The organism is uncultured Amnibacterium sp., from assembly GCF_964244015.1.
GTDB lineage: Bacteria > Actinomycetota > Actinomycetes > Actinomycetales > Microbacteriaceae > Amnibacterium.
This window is the reverse complement of sequence record NZ_CAXTHO010000005.1, coordinates 1-21,370: the sequence shown is the minus strand read 5'-3', so window position 1 is coordinate 21,370 and position 21,370 is coordinate 1. Positions and strand designations below refer to the sequence as shown.

Below are 21,370 nucleotides of genomic sequence, written 5' to 3'. Positions count from 1 at the left end.
ACTCCGGAGGATCCATGACCGCTCGCCGCGCAGTTCTCTACGGGATCTTCGCCGCTGTCGCAACGCTGACGAACTTCGCGTTTCAGGCTGCGACGGTGCGTCTCTGGCCGCTCCCCTACGCCGTTGCAGCAGGGGTCGTCATCGGGACGCTCGCGGGACTGGCCGTCAAGTACGTACTCGATAAACGGTACATCTTCCGGTTCACAACACAGAGCCTCGGGCAAGACGGGCGACTTTTCGTGCTGTACGGCTTGATGAGCATCGTCACCACCGTGATTTTCTGGTCGGGCGAATTCGGTTTCGGTGCCGTCTTCGGCACGGAGTCCGCTCGCTACATCGGTGGCGCACTCGGGCTGCTCGTAGGGTACGTCGCGAAGTACCAGCTCGACCGCCGATTCGTGTTCCGATCCAGCGAGGCGGTCGCGGCCTAATTGTCCGACCGGCCGAACGCCGAAGGGTCCACATGCGGCAGCATGCGGACCCTTCGGCGTTATGTGGTCAGATGGAAAGTCGATTGAAAATCGGCCGTGGCAATCCCCGAATCACGAGCATGATGATCCGCCAGAGCCCCGGCGCGTAGACCACAGGCTTCCGGCTCTCGACACCGGCGACGAGCTGCGCGGCGACAGCGCGCACAGGCGCCAGCCGCGCGCCCTTTGCCTTCAGATCGCTGGTCATGGCGGTGTCGGTCGGCCCGGGCTTGACGATGGTGACGCTCACGCCCGTTCCAGCGAATCGATGTGCCATGCCTTCCGCGTATGCCGCAACGAGCGCCTTTGCGGACCCATAGATGTAGTTCGTGCGGCGCCCACGGTCACCTGCCACCGACCCGATGATGGCGATGCGGCCACTACCAGCACGTCCGAAGTGCTGCGCGAAGGCCTCAGCCCAGAGGACTGGCGACACCGCGGTCACCTCGAGAACTCTAGCCGCGTGAACGAGATCGGTCTGTCCCTCATCCTGCGAGCCCATCCACCCGTGAGCGATGAGTACGGCGTCGATCGGACCGCGGGAGAAGATCGCGTTCACCACCGGCTCGATTGACTCGACGTCCGTCAAATCCGCGCGCTCGACCTCTACGAGCGCGCCAGCGCCTCGTACGCGGAGGTCCGCAGCGATCGACTCGAGTGCGCCGGCATCGCGGCCGACCAGCACGAGGCGGTCCACACCCCGCTGGGCCCAGAGACGCGCGCTCTCCTTCGCAATTCCCGAGGTCGCCCCGACCACTGCCACGTTTCGCACAACTGTCATGTCACTTCCCAGTCAGTCGACGGGACAGCTCCGAGCTGATGCCCGGGTCCCGGTAGGCGTCGAACTCGCCGAGCCGCGGGTACCCGCGCTCGAACATCTCGCGGCTCATCCGCGCATCCTTCGCGGCGTACAAGCGACCGCCGACGGAGTCGACGATCGAGTCGAGCCGCCGGAAGAGCCGCTCTGTGCGCTCGCCGCGATTGGGGAAATCAAGTGCCAGCGTCACGCCGGGCTGCGGGAAGCTCAGCATCCCGAGCGACGGCTTGTCCCCGAATGTCTTCAGTACGCCGAGGAAGGAACCGTCGCCGGACCGCGCGATCTCTCCCATCATCTCCTTCGTCGCCTCTACCGCGCCCTCCCGCGGGATGACGCTCTGATACTGGAAGAACCCGGCGGGGCCGTACATACGGTTCCAAGTACGGATTCCGTCGAGCGGGTAGAAAAAGGACCGATAGTCGACGAGCGCCCGCCCGCTGCGCAGCTTTTTCATCGCGAAGTAGGCCCTGTTGAATGCGCGCAGCGTCAGCCCGTTCACCATCGAGAGCGGCGGCGTGATCGGAATGCCGAGGGGCAGGTCGCGGCGCACGGCGGGCCTCTGCTCGGTCGAGGGGTTGCCGCGGCTGAAGATGCCGCGCCGCCCACTGTCGGTGGTGCAGTCGACCCACGAGACGCTGTGCTTCCAGGTCCGGTCCGACTCCTCCGAGAGCCGGAAGAAATCTTCGATGGTCTCGAACACGATGTCCTCGGCGTCGATCCAGGGGCCGGCGACAGGTTGCAGTCGAAGCGTGGCCGCGAGGATCACCCCGGTGAGTCCCATCCCGCCGATGGTCGCGGCGAAGAGTTCCGGCTCGAGATCGGGGCCACAGTCGATGAGCTCACCATCAGTGCGGGCCAATGTGAGGCCCAGCACGTGATGGCCGAAGTTGCCGTCGCTGTGATGGTTCTTCCCGTGGATGTCGTTCGCGATCGCTCCACCGACCGTGATCAGCTGCGTCCCCGGAGTGACTGCGAGCTTCCACCCGCGGGGGATGAGCAGGTCCTGTATCTCCTTGATGAGCAGGCCCGCCTCGACCTGCAGGACGCCCGTCTGGTCATCGAAGGCGATGAATCGGTCGAGGCCCCGCATGTCCCACAGCACTCCGCCAGCGTTCAAGTCGACGTCGCCGTAACTGCGGCCGGCGCCGTAGGCGACGCCCGCGCCATCGACGCGCATCGCGTCGGGCACGGCACGGCGGTCGGTCAGGGGGACGACGGTGTGTGGTTCCTTCGTGAGGAGACCCCAGGAGCTCATAGTGCGCATCGCGCCGAACGATAGAGGTTGGCCCTCAATCGAGGGCGACGGCACGCGGCGCGGCGCGGACCGGCCATTCGCGTCGTCGCGTAAAGCGCGGACGGCGGCTCGGCCTGGAGCGGCCATGTGAGGCGCAGATCGCCGTGCCGCCATCCTCACCCCTGTCCGCCCACCTCGCCTGGTGACTGGGGTGCAGCCGATCAGCTGACCGGCGTGGTCCGCCTCGTCTGGAGCGGTCGGTCTGCCGCTGTCCCACGTGCGTAGCCGGCTTCGCACTCAAGATCGGCGAGCCGCCGTTCGCCAGATCCTTCACGCCTGGAGCGCCTCGAGCGCACTCGAAATCTCCCAGGTCGTTCGCAGCGTGTAGAGCCGGCGCGCTGTTGCTCGCATCTCGCAGGCGCCACTCGTGCTCGACCGCATTGCTGGTGCGCAGTACCCGTCAGCCGTCAGCCGCGATTCTCCGACGTCTCGCCCGAGGCTGGGGCGGCGAGCGTCCTGATGACCCGCGCGGGCGCACCCACGGCAACGGAATTGGGTGGGATGTCTTTCGCCACCACCGAATTCGCGCCGATGATGCTGTTCTCGCCGATCGTGACGTTGGGCAGCACCACAACACCAACGCCGAGAAACACGCGCCTCCCGATCCGCACGAAGGATCGCTCCGACGACACGGCCGACGCACGGTTCCCCTCGGTGTTCGCGGGATGATTGGTATCGACGATCGCACAGCGGGCGGCGAAGCAGACAAGGTCCTCGATCACGACGTCGTCGCAGGCCGCGATGTGCACGTCCTGCTCGATATTGACCCCGTCGCCGATGGAAAGGCGACCCCCCGGCAGCCCCTGCCGATCGATAATTTCGAGGCGCGCCCCGTCCCGAATACTCACATCGCGGCCGATGGAGATTCCGGCAGGATTGCGAATGAGCAATGGATTCCGGATGACCGAACCCTCGCCCAGAGCTGCGAACTGAGGCTTGAAATACAAGCGGGTCTTGGCGAGCCAGTACCAGGTCGAAGCCTTTGACGTCACTCCCAGCAGACCCATGCGTCGAAGCCGCCGAGGAGCCACCCCCTCATCCTGTGATCTCGTTCCGCCGTGCTCGAGGCCGGGGTCCATGGCGGTCATCGAGCTACTCCCGGGTAGTCGGCGAGTACGCGTTGTCCCATAGTGGCTGCCACGTCCTGCTCCTAATTGGTCGAGCGAATGTTCGAGTTCGACCAAGCCTGTGGTCGCGATCGGTGAATCCGTTCGAGGCACGCCGATCGAGAAGCACTTCTCGGCCGAACCAACGCACCCGGCGCAGGGCGAATGAATTCGACCAGGGTGCACCCCGAGGCTGAACCGGTACCTGCCGCGCTCGACGCCCGCGGGGGGAAGACCGCAGCCTGCTCGACTTCCCTCTCGCCAGCAAACGCGCCGAGTTGACGGACTCGAGTTACGTATGCCGCGCTATCACTGGAATCGATCGTGCGCCGGTCCCGCTCAACATCCTGGCCGTCACGCCGAGTGCGAATTGCCCGACGAACTGCGTACGCCGATCGCGCACGGAAGGGCAGACTCCGACGAAGCAACTCACTGCGACCCACGGGCGTATGCCGATGTGTCCGTCTGGGCTCATTGCAGACCCATCGCACATTTGTCGCCTGCTGCGGGAGAGCTACACGGCAGGCGTGCATACAACGAACGCAAGGAGTCAGGCCGAGCGCTCCCGAAGCGCGCCTGCGTCAACGGTCGAACGCAAGCGAAGGCTTCGCACGGCGCCGGTCAGTACGCGCGCGAACACGAGTGCGACGACAGCGGACAGGAGTGACAGGAGTACCGCGGAGATGTCGCGAACGACATTCGAACCCGGAATCCAGATGGGCCCCGTCACGTAAAGAAGTGCCCCGACGACAATACCCGGAGTGAGAGAAAGCGGCAGCGGGAGCGCGGCGAGCGCGCGCAGCAGCGGACCGTCGTTCGAGTCGAGACCTCGTTCCCACTGCTCTGCCCCTGCCGTCATCGCAACCGCGCAGGCCACTAAGGGGATGGCCCACCAGGACGCGTTGTTGGTCGCCGACGGCGGGACAACGAAGGCGCAGAGGATCGTCCCGGCCAGACCCACAAGTGCCACAGCTCCGCCCAGACGTCCGCGCGGATCTCGGGCCCGCGCAGCCACCAGTGCGACGAGACATCCGATTGCGAACTCCCAGCCGCGGGACGCAAACGCGAAGTAACCGTTGAAGGGAAGGTAGACGCCCGGAGTCGCCGCGTAGGCGAAGGACAGCACGGCGGCCACGGCCGCGAGCCGAATCGCGGCTCGGTCCGCATTGGGAGCTGTCCTCGCCAGCAGAAGGAGGAGGAGTGTGGTCACCAGCGCGAGCTGCGCGACCGCGTCAGCCAGCCACAGGTTCTGCACGATAGTCGCGTAGGAGCCGGGCACTTCGAAGCCCGACTGGAGTACCCAATTCAGGCTGCCCGTGATCGCGGCGAGAATGCCCAATGCGTCATGGGTCCGATTCGCGCCGCGCTCGAGGACCACTGCCGCTACGGCTGCCATGACGCAGATCGCTGCGACGACCGCTGCCGCATGACCTGCGGTCGGCAACGCCCGCCCGTCTCGCAGACGTCGAACCGTTGACCAGCCAGCAAGGACGAGCAAGACGTCGACACCGTGGAACCCACCCGGCACGAGGTCCGGGCGGACGGCATAGGCGCCCGTCGCACACGCGCCGGTCAGCCCGACCAGTGCGATCACCGCTCGACCCTGTCGGGGGAGATTCGGAGCGTTCACCGCCCTTCCTCTCCAGCGACGTAGAGCGTGAATCCGGCTTCTGAGAGTTCGTACGGACCACCGCGCAGGTAGGTGGTCGCGTCGTCCCGATGTGCGCGCAGGCAGGCCGAGTCGCCGTCAGTGACGACAGCATGAAAGCGGATGAGCCAACGGTCGCAGCCCGACTCGAACTCCGCTCTGCTGATCGGCACGGACGGAGTCCGAGCGAGACCGCCGATCACTGGATTGGAGGCGTTGTCGGACACATACAGGATCTCCCTCTGCCCAGAAAGGGCGTAGGTCAGCACATCGGAGTCGGACGCAACAGCCGGCAGGTTCTGCTTGGGAGCAAGTGCGATCAGCAGGGCTCCACTAATCACGGCGGCCAGACCGAGGTACCTCACGTCGTACTCAAGTTCAGACCCAAGCCGCGCACGGCGATCGCAGCCCTGGCCCGCTGAGCGAGGAGTTCGAGCGCCAGCGCGCTCCCGATCATCAGCAGGGCTGAAACCGCCATCTCGTAGTAGTCGTGCAAGAGAAACACATTTGCGAACACCAGCCAGCCCGCAAAGAATCCCGCCGCGGGCGGCAGCACGAGACGAGCGAAGTCATGGGGCGCGCAGGCGAGAAGGACCACGAGACCCAAGAGCACCACTGCGACCAGGGCCGGGCTGGCGAAGCTCGCGGTTGCGCGGTCGAGCATCGTCTGCCAGTAGTACTGCTGCAGGCGAGTGGATCCCGTGCCGAAGTACCAGGTGAAGTTGGCGGCTTCACCTGCAGGCGTACTGTGCGTCACGATCTTGCGGATGACCTCCGCTGCAACCGTCGCCCCCATTGCGGCCGCGAGGGGTATGACCATCGGCCAGTGCCGCAGGAGACCGCGCACGCCTCGCTCAGACAGCGCGGTCACCGCTGTGCTGACAACGAAGAAGACGATTATCACGAAGGGTATCGGTGACTTGATCAGTGCCGCGACGATGAAGAGCAAGGAGGCTGAGAAAAGCTGGAGCGCACGCACCGACGTCGCCATCACATCGATGGCGGCGATTGAGAGAGCGAGAGCCATACCGTCCGGAATCGGAGCCGCGAAGTACTGGAGGAATACGGGCGAGGTCGCGGCCAGGAACACGAAGTACAGCCCAGCACCCGAAACGATGCGCTCGGTCACCCGGTAACCGCACAAGAGGAACACGCACCAGAAAAGGTCGTTCACGAGTCGAGCGGAGACGAGGGGATCGCTCGAGGTGATCCGGCTCAACGTGGCCGCGAGCCATTCGTAGATTGGCGTGTCGAACATAGTCGCGGGCTGGTTGAAGAGCTGCAACGGCTCCATGCTCTTCGCGCCCAGGAAGCTCATGATTTGCGCGAAAGCGTCCGACTGACGCCACACGTGGGTCCCGTTCAACGCCGCGTAGGTGGTCGACACCAGATAGAGCAGAGACAGTACGCCGAGGGCGATCGCGGCATTCCTCTTCGACATTTGCAGTACAGCGCCCATTGTCATGCCACCCCCTCGTTTGAGGGTCACTGTAGGTCGCAGGCAGCGCGCGGCCTTCCACTCGCGCGGAGTGTCGTGGTTGCCGACGTCACCGATACCCGGGCCGCCTCGTACTCCGGACCGCGCGTTGATGCCGGTGCCCGCTTCGTCATGGTCCAGGCGCTCACCGCACCGCGACGCGGCCCCGCGAGTAGAGCGTCGAGGACGAGATCCGGGTCGCCCCCGAGCGGGGATCTATCGGCCGGACACGAGACCTGCCAACGTGGCGGAATCGTCCTTGGCGGCGAGTCCCACCGGGATGATTCGCGACCTTCTTGCATCCTTCTGGCTACCGTCGACCCGGCGGTCCCGATCATCAGGAGACCTCATCATCCGCCTCCGACACACTGCGATCATCGCCGCGCTCTGCACCGCGCTCGTAGGTGAGGCCGCCGCGCCTGCACTCGCAGCGCCGGAACCCCGAGCCTCTACGACTATGACCAACACGACGTACTACGTGAACTGTGCGGCGAGGTCAGGGGGCGACGGCTCGACCACTTCCAAGGCATGGCGATCGCTCGCCACCGTCAACGCACATGCAGCGTTCAAGCCCGGTGACCAGATCCTGTTCAAGCGCGCCACCACGTGCCGCGGTCGACTACACCCGAAGGGCAACGGTGCGAGGGGCGCCCCGATCACGATCGGCAAGTGGGGATCCGTTGGCGCAAGACCGACGATCGCTGGAGGGGGCACTCCGAACTTCACGGCAGCGGTCGACTTGCGCAATCAGCAGTGGTGGACGATCCAGGACCTTCACATCACGAACACCAACGGACGCACCTCGACCCAGACCTACCGCGCAGGGGTCTCCATCAGAAATCAGGACGGCGGTGTGCTTCCGGGGATTCTCGTGCAGCGCCTCAAGGTAGAGAACGTCGCGAGTGCACCGAACGAAAAAAAGGGCAGCTCGCGTGAGTGGGGCGGAATCACGGTTGCGGTTGGCGGCGTGACCGGAGACTCGTTCCCGGGTCTACAGATCCGCAACAATGTGGTATCGCACGTCGGGCGGACAGGTATCGCGGTCATGGGCTGGGAATATCCAACGACGTTCAACCAAGACCTCCGGATCACCGGCAACCGTGTGAGCCATGCTCGGGGTGACGGAATCGTGATATTCGGCGCGAAGCACGCACGAATCGATCACAACGTGGTCGATTTCGCCGGAGACGAGTGGCCGTGCCCTCTCTGCGGTGGGATCACCCCGAACACCGCGAACGCCGGGATCTGGCCGGCGCGCAGTTCGGACGTGCAGATCGACCACAACGAGGTGTACGGCATGAAGAGGCTGGGCGGCGACGGTGTCGCGTTCGACGCTGATGGCCAGACCGAGAACGTCGTGTTCGAGTACAACTACGCGCACGACAATGAGGGCGGCGGAATTCTATTCTGCGGGTCCAACAAAGCCAAGGCACGTTTCAACGTACTGCAGAACAACAGCCGCGGAGCTTTCATCTTCATCGGGAGCATCCCCGCCACCAACACTCGCATCTACAACAACACCGTGTACACATCGATGAAGAACGGTTCTCAGGTGGTGCACACTCAGGGAGACGGCGGCGGCAAGGGAATCAACTTCTTCAACAACCTGATCTACAACATGGGCTGGGGCTACTACGTGTGGCCGGCGCCCTACAAGAGCAGCCACAACACGGTGGTCGGCACGCACGGAATTGGTGAGCCGCGTGGGAACGGGACGATCTTCGACACGGCGATCCTGCGCGGTCCCGGCAACGGCGGAAACGGGTTCAAGACGCTGAGCGGGTACCACCCTTCGTCGCCGAAGGACGACCCGAGGGGTATCGCGATTCCGAAGGGCGTGACCAAGGACTTCTTCGGGAACACGATCAATCCCAAGAGCCCGCCGCGAGGCGCCGCGATCAAGTAGCCGAACGACGGAGGCCCCTCCTGTGCGCAGGAGGGGCCTTCGTCGTTCTCTGAAGACTGGGGTCTTGCGCGAGGTACCCGCCTCCATCACTATGGCCGCACCCACCGCGCAGCTGTCCCCCGAACGGCCGCTGAGTACAACCTGACGTGCGGCCGAACCCGAACTCGGCCGCATGCTCCTCACCCAAGGAGAACCCGTGCGCCCCCACGCACTTGCGATCGCCGCTGCGCTCGCGGTCGGATCATCGCTCGTTCCCGCCTCCGCGCAGGCCGCCTCCGGCACCTTCTACGTCGACTGCGCCTCGCCGCGGCAGGGCTCCGGCTCCTCCGCACAGCCGTGGAACTCGACCGCCGCCGTCAACGAGCACGGGGCGTTCGCGCCCGGCGACCGGATCCTGTTCAGGCGCGGCACGACGTGCGCCGGGCAGCTCGTACCCGCCGGCAACGGCGCGGCGGGCAAGCCGGTCGTCGTCGACGCCTACGGGTCCGGTGCGAAGCCGACCATCGCAGGCGGCGGCACCGGCACATGGGAGGGCGGCGTGCAGCTGACCGACCAGCAGTGGTGGACGGTGCAGGACCTGCACGTCACGAACACGAACGGTGATGCGACGACTCCGTTTTACCGGTCCGGTGTGATGCTGCTGAACCGCTCGGGCGGGCAGCTGCGCGGCATCGTCGTCCAGCGGCTGACCATCGACCACGTCGTCAGCAGCATGTCCGACGACTTCAACGGCTCGCGCTCGTTCGGCGGGATCTCCGCGATCACCATGCCCGGGCTCGTCGGCGGCTTCACCGACCTGCTGATCAAGGACAACCGCATCTCCCGGGTGGGGCGCACCGGCATCATCACCACGAACATCTCGTGGGACACGGGCGGCGATGTCCGCCCGCGGATCACCGGCAACCGGGTCGACCACACCCGCGGCGACGGCATCGTCATGCTCGGCGCGACCGCCGGCCGTATCGACCACAACGTCAGCTCCAACGCCAACGACGAATGGCCCTGTCCCGACTGCGGCGGGGTCAGCCCCCGGACGGCGAACGCCGGCGTGTGGACCGGGTCGTCGAAGGGCGTGCGGATCGACCACAACGAGGCGTACGGGACCAAGCAGCCCGGCGGCGACGGCGAGGGCTTCGACATCGACATCTCCGCCAGGGACACGGTCGTCGAGTACAACTACGCCCACGACAACGACGGCGGCGGCATCCTCATCTGCGGCTCGACGAACGCGACCGTGCGGTTCAACATCTTCGAGGACAACCGGCTCGGCGCATTCACCTTCATCGGCAGCATCCCCGCGAACGGGACCTCCATCTACAACAACACGGTCTCCATCTCGAAGAAGGCGGGCGGGCAGGTCGCGAGGACCTTCGGCGGCACGGGCGGCTCGGACATCCGCTTCTTCAACAACCTCGTCTACAACACGGCCAACCCCTCCTACGCATGGCCGACATCGGTGAAGGCGAGCAGCAACACCTTCGTCGGTGTGCACGGTTCGAGCGAGCCGAAGGGCAGCGGCACGAAGCGGTCCGACCCCGGCCTGCGAGCCCCTGGCTCCGGCGGAACGGGGATGACGACCCTGCGTGGTTACCAACCGTCGTCGCCGAAGAAGGACCCGGCCGGCACGGCCATCTCCCGCGCGGTGCGCGCAGACTTCTTCGCAGACCGGATCGACGCCAAGCGCCCGCCGCGCGGAGCCGTGGGCTGAGCTCAGCCGACGGGGGTCGCGCCGCGAAGGCGCGCGTCGACGGCCGCGAACACCTCCGGATCGACCCCGAGATCGAACTTGCGGGCGTAGAGCTTGCCGCTCGCGCCGAGGACCTCCACATCCTCCGAGCGCAGGATCGCGGGGTGCGGCGGCTCGGGCCGGTTCCAGTCCACGTAGCGCAGGTCGTCGCCCGGGATCGCGGCCTTGAAGCGGGAGTTGCCGAGCGCCGTCTGCACGAAGCACTCGTCCGGCACGAACACACCGCGCATGAAGCGCAGGTAGCGGGGATGCTGATCCGTGAACCGGACCACGAACTCCAGCGCCTGCCGCGTCAGCGTCCACCACTGCGCACCGCCGTAGGGGTGCAGGCCGCCGGGCATGGACCTCCGCCACGGCGCGCGCACGATGCGGCGACCCGCGCCGAAGTACTGCCGGTCGACGCGGGCATCGGCCTGCATCCGGCCGGGCGAGTGCCTCCACGGATTCGACTCGGCCCGCATGTCCCAGAAGGAGAGGAACTCCTGCCCGGCGTGCTCCTCGAGGAACTCGGCGATCGCCTCGTTGGAGGCGATCGGGTAGTCGGCGCCGGAGAGCAGCGACGCGTACTGCCAGTCGGTCCCGGAGGCGAGCGCCGCCCGGGTCAGCTCGAGCGTGGCGCGCACCATCCCGATCCGGCCCCAGTAGCAGCGGTGCCGCCGCACGAGCGTGAACGGCCGCACCTCCTGCAGCGCCGACAGCGCCGCGAACCTCCGGCGCGGCACGCGGGCGTCGATGTGCACGAACACCGGGGAATCCGCCGGCAGCGCCCGCAGCAGCGCCGCCACCTGGTCGGGGTTCCGGTGCACCATCAGGAGGTAGGCGACGCGCACGGCATCCTTCCGGGTCTGCGGGACCGACACGACGATCAGATCACAGACGGCGACGGGTTGGACGCGGCAGCCGCACCGGCGTGGCGCTCCATAGAACCCTCGACCTCAATCCTAGGTTGAGGGTATGGCCATGACGCTTCGACTCAGCCCCGCCGAGGACGAGACCCTCGCCCGCCTGGCGCGCCAATTCAGGGTGAGCAAGAACCAGGCGGCCGCGCAGGCCATCGATCTGGCCGCACCGAAGCGGAATCACCCGGAGTTCGTGCAGCGCACCACTCGGCGTCTGATCTCCCAGTACGACGACCTGCTCAGCCGACTCGAACAGGCCTGAACGAGCTACCCGCCCTCGATCACCTGATGACCGGTCCCGTGGGCCAGCCGAACGATCTCAGCAACGCCTGACGCCGCTACGACCGCGACCGGCCAGGCGTCCTCCTCCTCGACCAGCCGCACGATCCGCAGGCCCGCGGCGGACAGGATGCGATCAGCCGCTGCCGTCGCCGCCACGAGGTCGTCGGTGTCGGTCACCTCGTCCAGGTCCGGCTGCAGGGCGAACACCCGCGGCAGCTGCGCCAGCGCGTCCGAGAGCTCCATCCCGGTGTCGTCAGCCTGCAGGTAGGCGAGCGCTCCCGCGTCGTCGAGCCCCCCGATCAGGGCGTCCCACGGGTCCTCGCCGTCCTGCAGCGCCGCCTCCACCGCCTCCCAGACCGACTCGTCGTCGTCGAGCAGCGCACACAGACGCTGCCAGTCCCCCGCCTCGCCCATCCGTCGATCCTGCCGCACCCCGCCGCTGGGTACCCTGGTGCAGCGTTCCCCGAAGGACGCGCTCTCCGCCCGCCGGTCCGTCTGGAGTCGTGTGTCCGATCCGTACGCGCAGCGCGTCGCGCAGACGGAGTACCTCTCCATCGACGACGTCGTGCAGATCGTCGAGATGTTCAGCGAGTCCCCCCTCCGCGAGGCGGTCCGGGATCTCGGGCTGCTGATCGGGGCCGTCGACCGGCCTGCGCTGAAGTACCGCGGGATGGAGGTCTACACGCCGCTCGCGATGAAGGCCGCGGCGTTCATGGAGAGCCTCGCCCGCAGCAACGCCCTCTTCGACGGCAACAAGCGGCTCGCCTGGCTCGCGACCAACGTCTTCCTCGAGCTGAACGGCAGGTCCGTGCAGTTCAGCGACAACGAGATCTTCTCGCTGCTGCGCGAGGTGCAGCAGGGCTACCTGGCTACGAACGAGCTGGCCCACCGCCTCCACACCCGTATCGGCCCCGCGAAGGGCTAGCGGCCGAGCCGGCGCTGCATCCGGCGGCGGACGCCGGCCGCGATCCGCCGGACCTCGGCCTTCGCGCCCGCGATCGTCGAGCGCGAGGGCCGCAGCTTCGTGTCGGTCAGGGTCAGGTCGCCTCGGCGGGTGACGTGGGCCGACCACCGGGTGACGCGGTCCACGCCGTCCGGGAGGAGGAAGGCGAGCCGGTAGCGCCCGGGCGGGACCGGTCCCCCGCCCTCGAGGCGGACACCCGCCGCGTCGGCGACGAGTTCCGCCTGCACCCTGTGGCCCGCCGCGCGATCGGTCTCGAACCGGATCGTGGCGGGCGTCCGCTGCGGCACCCAGGTCTGCACCTTCGGCAGCGGGAGGACGAACGATCGGACCCTCCCCTGCACCGGCCCGCCGGCCGGCCCGCCCTCGGCGACCAGGTTCCGCGCCCGCCCGATCAGGTCGATCGCCAGCGTCCCCGACGTGTTCGTGTACGCGACCGTGGGCCTGCCTGCCGGCAGCGCGGGCATCGCCTTCACCTTGATGCGCAGGCCCTGGCTGCGGGAGATGTCATCCCACTGGATCATCCCCGTGATCTCCCAGACCGAGGGCGCCAGCGGTCGGCCGCCGCCGGCCCGCTCGACATCGATCACCACGCGGCCGCGGGACACCGGCGTGACGATGCCCGGCCCGAGCGGCTCCCAGGCCGTCGTCGCACCCGTGACCGGGAGGTCCCATGTCACATGCTCGGTCCGGGAGTGCACGCCGACGCGCAGCACGAACGTCTCCAGCGTGTCCGTGACGTCGAGCGCCTCCGGCGGCAGCGCGGCCGCGATCCCGGCCGGCAGGTCCCGGAGGATCCGGCCGTCGCGACGGGTCAGCCGCAGCGGCTTCCCGTCCGGGCCGGTCCAGCGCGCGACCACGTCCGCCTCGAGCACGCCGGCGGTCCAGCGCGCGTCGAAGGCGGTGAATCGCCCGGCCATCTGCTGGTCGAGCTTCCACAGCTCGCCGAGCAGCTCGATGCTGCCGGAGCGGGTCAGTGCGGAGTAGGGGCGGCTCACCATCCCCAGCAGCGGCTCGACCTCCTCCGGGATGTACTTCGCCTGCACGGCCTGCGCGCGCGGGAGGGTGGTGGCCGGGCGGTCGTCCTCCGCGGTCCCGGCGAGCTTCGCGAACCGCTTGAGGGCGCGGGAGCGCCACTGGTGCAGCACCTCGTCCTGGTGCGCGCGCGCGAACTCCGCACCGTCGAGCGTGCGGTCGATGAACTCGAGCAGCAGATCCATCCGGTCCCAGAACTCCATGCCGCCCGGGCCGTACGTGCTGGAGTTGTTCGCCTTCGTCAGATGCCAGAGGTAGACCTGGGTGTCGGCGAGCAGGGCGATGACCGTCGCGTGCCGCCACGCCTGGATGTTGAAGAAGATGTCCTCCCACAGCTGCCGCCGCCCCTCCGGGAAGCGGATGCCGTGCTCGGCGAGGAACGCCCGGCGGTACAGCTTGTGCGGGATCATCGGCATCAGCTGGTGGATGTCGCCGGACGGCACCACGTTCGGGATGTTGCCGTGCCGGAACGGCGACGTGCCCCACCAGACCGACCTGGTCTGGGCCTCCTTCGCGCTGACGACGTCCGCGCCGGTCTCGGCCGCGTAGTCGACGAGGCGCTGCAGCGCATCGGGGTACAGCGAGTCGTCGTGATCCATGTAGAAGACGTACGGCGCCGTCGCGAGGTCGGTGCCGATGTTCCGCGGCCGGCTGGGCCAGCCGGAGTTCTCGATCCGCTCCACCCGCATGTTGGGGCGGGTCGCGGCGCGGGCCAGGAGGCGCTCGACCGTGTCGTCCGGCGATCCGTCATCGACCACGATCAGCTCGAACTGGTCCTGCGGCAGGGTCTGCGCGTCGAGCGACGCCATCACCCGATCGAAGCCGTCGCCGGGCTGATACGCCGCGATGACGACGCTCACCCGTGGCTGCACGGCTCCTCCTCCTCCGTCGCCGGAACTGCCCCGACAGGCTACCCAGCCGCGTCGGAGCGCCTGGGAATCCCTGCCCCGCCTTCCAGGTCCGAGTGCGCGGGATGGGGCCCGGTTACGATCCAGGGCATGGCTACGACGAAGCAGCGGTTGCGCACGGTGGCGGTGATCCTCGCCGGCGGCGTCGGTGTGCGTGCGGGCCTCGGGATGCCGAAGCAGCTGGCCCGCATCGCCGGCAAGCCGATCATCGAGCACACCATCGCGGCGGTCGACTCGGCGCCCTGCATCGACGAGATCTTCGTGATGATGGAGCCCAACCACATGTCGGCCGTCGAGGACCTGATCGCCTCCGGCCGCTACCCGAAGCTGAAGAGCGTGCACCCGGGCGGCGCGACCCGCAACGACACGACGCGCCTCGCGCTCGAGCAGCTGGGCGAGGACGAGTGCAAGGTCCTGTTCCACGACGCGGTGCGGCCGTTCGTCGACGAGCGGATCCTGCAGGACTGCGTCGACGCGCTCGACCACTACGGCGCCGTCGACGTCGCGATCCCCTCCGCCGACACGATCATCCAGATCAACACGTGCCGCCGCGCGCCCTGCTGCGGCGCGGGCAGACGCCGCAGGCGTTCTTGAACTCCGCGATCCGGGCGGCCTACGAGCGCGCGGGCAAGGACCGCAACTTCGTCGCGACCGACGACTGCACGGTGGTGCTGAAGTACACGCCCGACGTGCCGATCGCGGTCGTCGCCGGCTCGGACGAGAACATGAAGATCACCGAGTCGATCGACGTGTTCATCGCCGACAAGCTGTTCCAGCTGAAGTCCGCGGAGGCGGAGGGGCTGTCCAGCACCGAGCGCGAGGCCGCGCTGACCGGCAAGACCGTCGTCGTCTTCGGCGGCAGCGAGGGCATCGGCGCCGCGATCGCCGACGCGGCGCAGCGGTTCGGGGCCTCGGTGTTCTCGTACTCGCGCTCCTCCACCGGCACGGACATCCGCAAGCGCAAGCGCGTCAAGGCGGCGCTGGAGGAGGCGAGGCGGCAGAGCGGCCGCATCGACTACGTCGTGAACTGCGCGGGCATCCTCGAGCTCGGCGGGCTCGAGACCTTCAGCCACGAGGCCGTGAAGAAGACGATCCAGGTGAACCTGCTCGGGCCGATCATCATCGCCCAGGAGGCGCTCCCCCACCTCAAGGAGACGAAGGGGCAGCTGCTGTTCTTCACCTCCTCCTCCTACACGCGGGGGCGGGCGAACTACGGCATGTACTCGGCGACGAAGGCCGCGACCGTGAACCTGACCCAGTCCCTCAGCGAGGAGTGGGCGGAGGCGGGCGTGCGGGTGAACTGCATCAACCCGGAGCGCACGGCGACCGGGATGCGCACGAAGGCGTTCGGCGAGGAGCCGACCGGCACCCTCCTCGCCGCCGAGACGGTCGCGATGGCGTCGCTCGACACCCTCCTCTCCCCCGTGACGGGCCAGATCGTGGACGTGCGTCGCCGCGACGCGGCCCCGCAGCCCACCTGAGCCCGGTGCGCGGGCGAGAGCCCGGAATCCGCTCCTCCCCAGGTCGGACCGCCCCACGACCCTCCTCGGCACGCGAGGGTGGCGACCATGGATCCCTGGACCGTCGAGCTGATCGTCGTGAAGAACGGATCGCTGGGGGTCACGGAGCGACGCTCGATCTCGCGTGATGTGGAGCGAGGTCTGCTGGTCAGACTGCGCCAGGGCGTCACCGTGCCCGCCGTGGACTGGAACGCCGGCGAGGGCTGGCAGCGCGAGCTCGCCCGGCACGCCCTTCGTGCTCGCGCGTTCGACGCCGTCGCCGCGGAGCGCCCGGTCTTCTCGCACTGGACAGCGGGCGCGATCCTCGCACTGCCCATGGTCGATGAGCGGCTCACCAAGGTGCACGTCACGGCACCGGATGACCGGCGGCGCGGCATCGACGGTGTCGCCGTGCACGCGTTCCACCTCGGTCGACAGGAGGTGGTGGAGGTGGGCGACCTGCTGGTCACCGGCTCGGCCAGAACCGTGGTCGACATCGCCGGTGCTGCGCCGTTCCGCGCGGGAGTCCTGACGGCCGACGGCGCCTTGAGTGCGGGCCTCCCGAGGGCGCTCCTCGAGCAGGCCGTCGACCTGGCCGGCCTGCGCCGCGCGAGTGGGCGTATCGGCGATGTCGTCGCGTTCGCACACCCCGGAGCCGAATCGGCTGCCGAGTCGGAGGGTCGGGTCAGCTTCTTCGAGCTCGGCATGGAGCCGCAGGAGCTGCAGCACGAGGTCTGGGATGCGAAGGGGCTTGCGGGGGTGCTCGACACCGACGACCGCCGCCGACGGATCGGCACCGAGATCGATGGGCTGAAGAAGTACCTCGACCCGGCGTTCGCGCCGCAGGGCGCCGGGCGAGCCGTCATCGAGGAGAAGTGGCGCGAGGACCGCGTGCGCGCCGAGATCCATGACCTCGCCCGCTTCGGCTACAGCGAGGCGCGACGGCCCACCCTCCTCCGCCCGATCCTGGATCGAGTCGGCCTGAGACCGGCGGAGCATCGACCCACGCTCGCCGACTGGGCGGCCGAGGCACGGTTGGCCGTCCCCAGAACCCGCCGCTGAGTGACTGTCCCGCCTGCCGCGGCGGGCGGGACAGTCACTCGGAGGCGGGTCAGGCGGCTTCGGGGGACGGGAGGAGGGGCAGTCCCATGTCCATCCCCTCCATCTCCATCTCCATCCCGGGGACGTCGTGATCCGCTTCGGCGGTCTCGGCCGCAGCGGCGAAGCCCGTCGCGGTCATGCCCAGTGCGAGGATGATGAAGCCGGCGACCAGCCCGGATCGCGTCGTGCGACCGGGCGAGGACGCGGGGCCGACGGCCGCGATCCAGCCTCCGACGGCCATCACGGCCTCCGCGACGATCGACACGGTCGCGAGCGGTTCCGTCCAGTTCCCGATGTCGTCCTGGATCAGCGGCAGGCCGATCGTGCGGCTGACGACCAGCGCCGCCACGGCGAGCGCTCCGACGACGGCGATCGTGCCGTACACGGCGCGGGACGGGCGGAGCAGCACCACGACGGCGAGCGCGACGGACACCACCTCCAGTGCGATGAAGAGGACGCCGATGTACAGCGCCTCCTCCAGATGTTCACCGGTCACCGGCACGTGCGCCGCAGCGGCGATCACGCTCGCAGCGGCGAGCGGTCCCCGCCAGGGTGCGATTCGGTCGGTGCCGTCGGATCGGGTTCCGGTCTGCACGAGTGGTCTCCTTCGGACGTCCGGCGTGGCACGGCCGGAACGGACCGATGACCTGGTCGACGCCGAGGAAGCACTGCACGTGCGCCGAGCGGGGTCATCGGCATCGCGGCTGGGTGACCGCTTGGCCCGACCGTAGAACAGCGGACAGGTCCGTCCCATCCCCACTTCGCGGGTCATCGCGCGAGCAGCCCGGCGGCCGCGCGGTCGAGACGCTTGAATTGACCGCACCCGCAGGCGCGAGGGGCCGCAGAACACGAGGGGGACAAGGCCGGTGAGTGGGACGAGCAGCGAGTCCGTCGCGGACTACTACGAGGGCGGCTCGGGAACCGAGACCACCCTCGAGGCCAACGAAGCAGCCTGGCGGTCGATCCGCTTCCGGCCGCGCGTGCTGCGCGACGTCGGCGAGGTGTCGACGGCCGTCGACCTGCTGGGAGTCCGACTCCCCTCCCCCGTCGTCGTCGCCCCCTCGGCGCTGCACGGGCTCGCCCACGAGGACGGCGAGCTCGCCACCGCTCGCGGGACGGCCGCCGCCGGGAACCTCCTGACGCTCTCCGCCCGGTCGTCGGTCCCCCTCGAGCAGGTCGCGACCGCGCTCGGCGGGCCCTGGTGGTACCAGGTGTACGCGATGCGCAACCGTGCCCTGACCCTCGACCTGGCTCGGCGTGCCGCCGCCGCGGGAGCGACGGCGCTCGTGCTGACCGGCGACACCCCGGTGGTGGGCACGAAGAAACGCGCCACCCCCGGGCTCGTGGTCGCCGAGACGCACCTGCGCAACCTGCGCGCGCAGACCGGGTCGGATCTCGTGGCCGCGGATGTCGAGCAGGACCCCACGATCGACTTCTCCTTCATCGGCCGCCTCGTGCAGGAGACGGGGCTGCCGGTGCTCGTCAAGGGCGTGCTGCGCGGCGATGACGCCGTCTCGTCGCTCGAGGCCGGTGCGTCGGGCGTGCTCGTCTCGAATCACGGCGGCCGTCAGCTCGATCGCGCGCTGCCGACCGCCGACGCGCTGCCGGAGGTGGTCGCCGCGATCGGCGGATCGGCGCCCGTGCTCGTCGACGGCGGCATCCGGTCCGGGCTCGACGTCCTCGCTGCGCTGGCGCTCGGCGCCGATGCCGTGCTCGTCGGGCGCCCGATCCTCCGCGCGCTGATGGCGGACGGCGAGCAGGGCGTGACCCGCGCCCTCGAGACGTTCCGGCACGAGCTCGCACACTCGATGCGATTGGCCGGGGCGACCGCACTCGCGGAGATCACCGGCGACCTGATGGCGCAGGGGCGGCGCTGAACCCGCCGCTGCGTGACTGTCCCGCCTGCCGCGGCGGGCGGGACAGGCACCCGGAGGCGGGTCAGGCGGTGGGGCGGGCGAACGCGCGGCGGCGGCGCTGGACCGCGATCGCCGCGTCGACCGCCGCGCGGAAGCGGGCGGTGAAGTCGCCGGAGGAGTCCAGGCGGCGGCCCAGCGCCAGGCGGGCGGCCGCGTTCGCGTCATCGCCCAGGGCGTCGTCGAGCGCGGCGAAGACGTCCTTCGGGTAGGTGCGGAGGAGGGCTCCCGCGGCGACCGACGGGTAGGTCGCGACGTCCTTCACCGCCGGGACGGCGAACGGCACGTCGGCGCGCACCGCCTCCGCGAGCGCCGGGGACACGTCGACGACCGCGAACGACGCGATCGAGAGGGCCTCGGGGAGGCGCTCTGCCGGCCAGGTGCCGTGATCGGCGCCCGCCGCGGCGATGCGGTGCCGCAGCCGGTCCGCCTCCACCTGCAGCGCGGGGAGGCGGGAACCGGTCGGTGCGGCAGGGACGAAGATCGTGCGGACGTCCTGACGCGCCAGCAGCGCCTCCACGATCTGCGCGCCGTGCGACTGCAGCGAGTCGAGGTCGGTCGCGTCGACCACGTGCTCCCAGGTCGGCGCGTAGACGACCGTCGGCCGCGGGCCCGCCTCCCGGGCCGTGGGCGCAGGAGGGCGGATCGGCCCGATCTCCTTCACCTTCGTGTCGGGCACGCCGCTGACCGGGGACGCGTACCGCGCGCGTCCGGCCGGGCCGGCCACCCAGATCTCGTCGTACATCCGCGCGATCGGGCTGCCCGACTCCGGCTCGTCCGAGTCGCCGTGGCCGACCAGCACGTCGTAGATCCCCGGCACGCGCAGGAGGTGGTTGTTGATGTTCGTGGAGTCGGAGGGGTAGAGCGCCAGGTCGACCGAGGCGACCATGAACAGCTCGACGTCCTGGCTGCGCGGCGCCCAGACGACCGGTATCCCGCAGCCGGCGAGCGCGTCGAGGTGCGTGGGCTCGCGGACGACGATCAGGCAGGGCCGCTCGAGCGCGAGCAGCGCGGGCACCCAGAGCAGCACCTGATCGACCGTGCCGCGCCGGCCCGCGTGGTGCATGACCACCTCCGGGCTCGCGAGCTCGATCGCCGCGCGGACCGCCTCCCGCACCGCGTCGTTCGGCCGGTTCAGGACGACGTACTGCCCGACGCGCACGGCGAGGAACACCACGACCAGCCCGATGACGACCCACTGGGCGAGGATCGCCCAACCGAACCGGTCGGAGACCGACCCGATCGCGTAGCCGAGCGGGATGAGCAGGCCGAGCAGCGTGAACGGCAGGTCCAGCTCGGGCACGGAGCCGAGCGAGCGCGGCTCCGGGAGGCTCGGCACGGTCAGGTTCCGCCAGCTGACCGGACCGCCGGCCCGCCGCCAGTGCAGCCGGCGCGCGAACACCCCGGCGGCGTCGCGCCCCGCGGCGAGCAGCAGCACCGCGACGATCGCGAGGGCGACGATCCCGCCCGCATCGGGCAGCAGCCGAGCCGCGAGGATCGCGGTCAGCACGTCGAGCGACAGCACCCGGAACCGGATCCCGAGCCCCGTGTTCAGCACCTCGGGCAGGAGGTAGGGCGCGCGGCGGGACAGCACCAGCTCGAGCACGACCGCGGCGACCGCGGCCAGCAGGAACAGGATCGGCAGCGGCACGACCGCCGCCACGAGCAGCAGCACGTACGCGAGCCCGAGACCGGCGGTGATCCCGGCCCGCCGCACGCGGCGCATCAGGCCCCCGCCAGCCGCGCGATGCGGGCGTCGGAGCGCGCGACGAACGCGTCGATCTCCGCAAGGAATACGACCATCGGGTCCCCCTCCGGCCCCAGGAGGTACTCGGCGAGGGCCTCCCGCTGCGCGCGGCGCGGGTCCGCCCCGGCAGCGTCGGCCAGCGCGATCGGCAGCGCAGCGACATCGCTGCCGATCAGCTCCGCAGCGGAGGAGGAGGGGAACATCGCACGGAACTCGTCGGCCGGCACGTCCCGCCGGTTGCTCACCGCGTACGGCTTGCGGGAGGCGAGGAAGTCGGTGATGACGCTCGAGATGTCGCTGATCAGCAGGTCGGCGCGGTTGAACGCCTCGTAGAGCGAGTTCGGGGACGGCGCCACGACCTCGCTGCCGCCGCCGGCCTTGCGGACGAGGTCGTCGATCGCCTCCCGCGCGCGACCGGCCTCGGGCAGGCGGTGACCGGTCAGCGGATGCGGCTTGAAGAGCACGTCGGCGCCCGCGTCGAGGCAGCCCTGCACGATCCGCTCCCCGATGCTCGCGACGGAGGAGTAGTCCGCCTCGTCGAAGAAGCCCTCCCACGTCGG

At 69.0% G+C, this 21,370-nt stretch carries 20 protein-coding genes and 1 pseudogene; 9 read left to right on the top strand and 12 right to left on the bottom strand.

The window, feature by feature from the left end:
• The first annotated feature begins 14 nt into the window (after nucleotides 1-14).
• Nucleotides 15-431: a GtrA family protein gene (locus tag ACFE67_RS01290; protein WP_375405060.1), complete on the top strand. Its 417-nt coding sequence runs from the start codon at nucleotides 15-17 to the stop codon at nucleotides 429-431.
• A 67-nt stretch (nucleotides 432-498) separates the two neighbouring features.
• Here the strand turns inward: ACFE67_RS01290 and ACFE67_RS01285 are convergent, their stop codons facing one another.
• From ACFE67_RS01285 to ACFE67_RS01260, 6 genes are all read right to left on the bottom strand, one after another.
• Nucleotides 499-1,233 carry an SDR family NAD(P)-dependent oxidoreductase gene (locus ACFE67_RS01285; RefSeq protein ID WP_375405059.1) on the bottom strand — a complete coding sequence of 245 codons (735 nt, stop codon included), beginning with the start codon at nucleotides 1,231-1,233 and terminating at the stop codon, nucleotides 499-501.
• A gap of 19 nt (nucleotides 1,234-1,252) precedes the next feature.
• Nucleotides 1,253-2,476, bottom strand: coding sequence for an FAD-dependent oxidoreductase (locus tag ACFE67_RS01280; RefSeq protein ID WP_375405058.1), 1,224 nt, complete (start codon nucleotides 2,474-2,476; stop codon nucleotides 1,253-1,255).
• Between the two features lie 512 nt (nucleotides 2,477-2,988).
• A complete protein-coding gene (locus ACFE67_RS01275; RefSeq protein WP_375405057.1) occupies nucleotides 2,989-3,669 on the bottom strand; it encodes an acyltransferase in 681 nt (226 codons plus the stop codon).
• Nucleotides 3,670-4,237: 568 nt separating this feature from the next.
• Nucleotides 4,238-5,281: a hypothetical protein gene (locus tag ACFE67_RS01270; RefSeq protein ID WP_375405056.1), complete on the bottom strand. Its 1,044-nt coding sequence runs from the start codon at nucleotides 5,279-5,281 to the stop codon at nucleotides 4,238-4,240.
• 32 nt (nucleotides 5,282-5,313) lie between these two features.
• Nucleotides 5,314-5,700 (bottom strand): hypothetical protein, encoded by a 387-nt coding sequence (locus ACFE67_RS01265; protein WP_375405055.1) that lies wholly within the window; start codon nucleotides 5,698-5,700, stop codon nucleotides 5,314-5,316.
• A complete protein-coding gene (locus ACFE67_RS01260) occupies nucleotides 5,697-6,800 on the bottom strand; it encodes a hypothetical protein (RefSeq protein ID WP_375405054.1) in 1,104 nt (367 codons plus the stop codon). The genes ACFE67_RS01265 and ACFE67_RS01260 overlap by 4 nt, the downstream gene beginning before the upstream one ends.
• A 469-nt stretch (nucleotides 6,801-7,269) precedes the next feature.
• Between ACFE67_RS01260 and ACFE67_RS01255 the strand changes: the two genes are divergently transcribed.
• Nucleotides 7,270-8,718, top strand: coding sequence for a right-handed parallel beta-helix repeat-containing protein (locus ACFE67_RS01255; protein WP_375405053.1), 1,449 nt, complete (start codon nucleotides 7,270-7,272; stop codon nucleotides 8,716-8,718).
• A gap of 196 nt (nucleotides 8,719-8,914) precedes the next feature.
• Nucleotides 8,915-10,426 (top strand): right-handed parallel beta-helix repeat-containing protein, encoded by a 1,512-nt coding sequence (locus ACFE67_RS01250; RefSeq protein WP_375405052.1) that lies wholly within the window; start codon nucleotides 8,915-8,917, stop codon nucleotides 10,424-10,426.
• A 2-nt stretch (nucleotides 10,427-10,428) separates the two neighbouring features.
• Here ACFE67_RS01250 and ACFE67_RS01245 read toward each other — a convergent pair whose 3' ends face one another.
• Nucleotides 10,429-11,325, bottom strand: coding sequence for a beta-1,6-N-acetylglucosaminyltransferase (locus ACFE67_RS01245; protein WP_375405051.1), 897 nt, complete (start codon nucleotides 11,323-11,325; stop codon nucleotides 10,429-10,431).
• A gap of 100 nt (nucleotides 11,326-11,425) precedes the next feature.
• Between ACFE67_RS01245 and ACFE67_RS01240 the strand changes: the two genes are divergently transcribed.
• Nucleotides 11,426-11,626, top strand: coding sequence for a CopG family transcriptional regulator (locus tag ACFE67_RS01240; protein ID WP_375405050.1), 201 nt, complete (start codon nucleotides 11,426-11,428; stop codon nucleotides 11,624-11,626).
• A 5-nt stretch (nucleotides 11,627-11,631) separates the two neighbouring features.
• Here ACFE67_RS01240 and ACFE67_RS01235 read toward each other — a convergent pair whose 3' ends face one another.
• Nucleotides 11,632-12,060 carry a hypothetical protein gene (locus tag ACFE67_RS01235; protein ID WP_375405049.1) on the bottom strand — a complete coding sequence of 143 codons (429 nt, stop codon included), beginning with the start codon at nucleotides 12,058-12,060 and terminating at the stop codon, nucleotides 11,632-11,634.
• Between the two features lie 91 nt (nucleotides 12,061-12,151).
• Here ACFE67_RS01235 and ACFE67_RS01230 point away from each other — a divergent pair, with 91 nt between their 5' ends.
• Nucleotides 12,152-12,571: a type II toxin-antitoxin system death-on-curing family toxin gene (locus ACFE67_RS01230; RefSeq protein ID WP_375405048.1), complete on the top strand. Its 420-nt coding sequence runs from the start codon at nucleotides 12,152-12,154 to the stop codon at nucleotides 12,569-12,571.
• Here the strand turns inward: ACFE67_RS01230 and ACFE67_RS01225 are convergent.
• Nucleotides 12,568-14,514, bottom strand: coding sequence for a glycosyltransferase family 2 protein (locus tag ACFE67_RS01225; RefSeq protein ID WP_375405047.1), 1,947 nt, complete (start codon nucleotides 14,512-14,514; stop codon nucleotides 12,568-12,570). The genes ACFE67_RS01230 and ACFE67_RS01225 overlap by 4 nt on opposite strands.
• Nucleotides 14,515-14,640: 126 nt before the next feature.
• Here ACFE67_RS01225 and ACFE67_RS01220 point away from each other — a divergent pair.
• From ACFE67_RS01220 to ACFE67_RS01210, 3 genes and pseudogenes are all read left to right on the top strand, one after another.
• A pseudogene (locus ACFE67_RS01220) lies at nucleotides 14,641-15,257 on the top strand (2-C-methyl-D-erythritol 4-phosphate cytidylyltransferase); the annotation flags it as partial.
• Nucleotides 15,258-15,275: 18 nt separating this feature from the next.
• Nucleotides 15,276-16,031, top strand: coding sequence for an SDR family oxidoreductase (locus ACFE67_RS01215; protein ID WP_375405080.1), 756 nt, complete (start codon nucleotides 15,276-15,278; stop codon nucleotides 16,029-16,031).
• Nucleotides 16,032-16,118: 87 nt separating this feature from the next.
• Nucleotides 16,119-17,111: a hypothetical protein gene (locus ACFE67_RS01210; RefSeq protein ID WP_375405046.1), complete on the top strand. Its 993-nt coding sequence runs from the start codon at nucleotides 16,119-16,121 to the stop codon at nucleotides 17,109-17,111.
• A gap of 49 nt (nucleotides 17,112-17,160) precedes the next feature.
• Here ACFE67_RS01210 and ACFE67_RS01205 read toward each other — a convergent pair whose 3' ends face one another.
• Nucleotides 17,161-17,745, bottom strand: coding sequence for a hypothetical protein (locus ACFE67_RS01205; protein ID WP_375405045.1), 585 nt, complete (start codon nucleotides 17,743-17,745; stop codon nucleotides 17,161-17,163).
• Nucleotides 17,746-18,016: 271 nt separating this feature from the next.
• On the opposite strand from ACFE67_RS01205, the gene ACFE67_RS01200 reads away from it, so the two are divergent.
• A complete protein-coding gene (locus ACFE67_RS01200) occupies nucleotides 18,017-19,027 on the top strand; it encodes an alpha-hydroxy acid oxidase (protein ID WP_375405044.1) in 1,011 nt (336 codons plus the stop codon).
• A gap of 61 nt (nucleotides 19,028-19,088) precedes the next feature.
• Here the strand turns inward: ACFE67_RS01200 and ACFE67_RS01195 are convergent, their stop codons facing one another.
• Together ACFE67_RS01195 and ACFE67_RS01190 are read right to left on the bottom strand one after the other, a co-directional pair.
• The gene (locus ACFE67_RS01195) at nucleotides 19,089-20,789 is read right to left on the bottom strand and encodes a hypothetical protein (RefSeq protein WP_375405043.1); all 1,701 of its coding nucleotides are present in this window, start codon (nucleotides 20,787-20,789) and stop codon (nucleotides 19,089-19,091) included.
• On the bottom strand, nucleotides 20,789-21,370 hold a 582-nt coding region (locus ACFE67_RS01190; RefSeq protein ID WP_375405042.1), incomplete at its 5' end, for a CDP-glycerol glycerophosphotransferase family protein. The genes ACFE67_RS01195 and ACFE67_RS01190, both read right to left, overlap by 1 nt.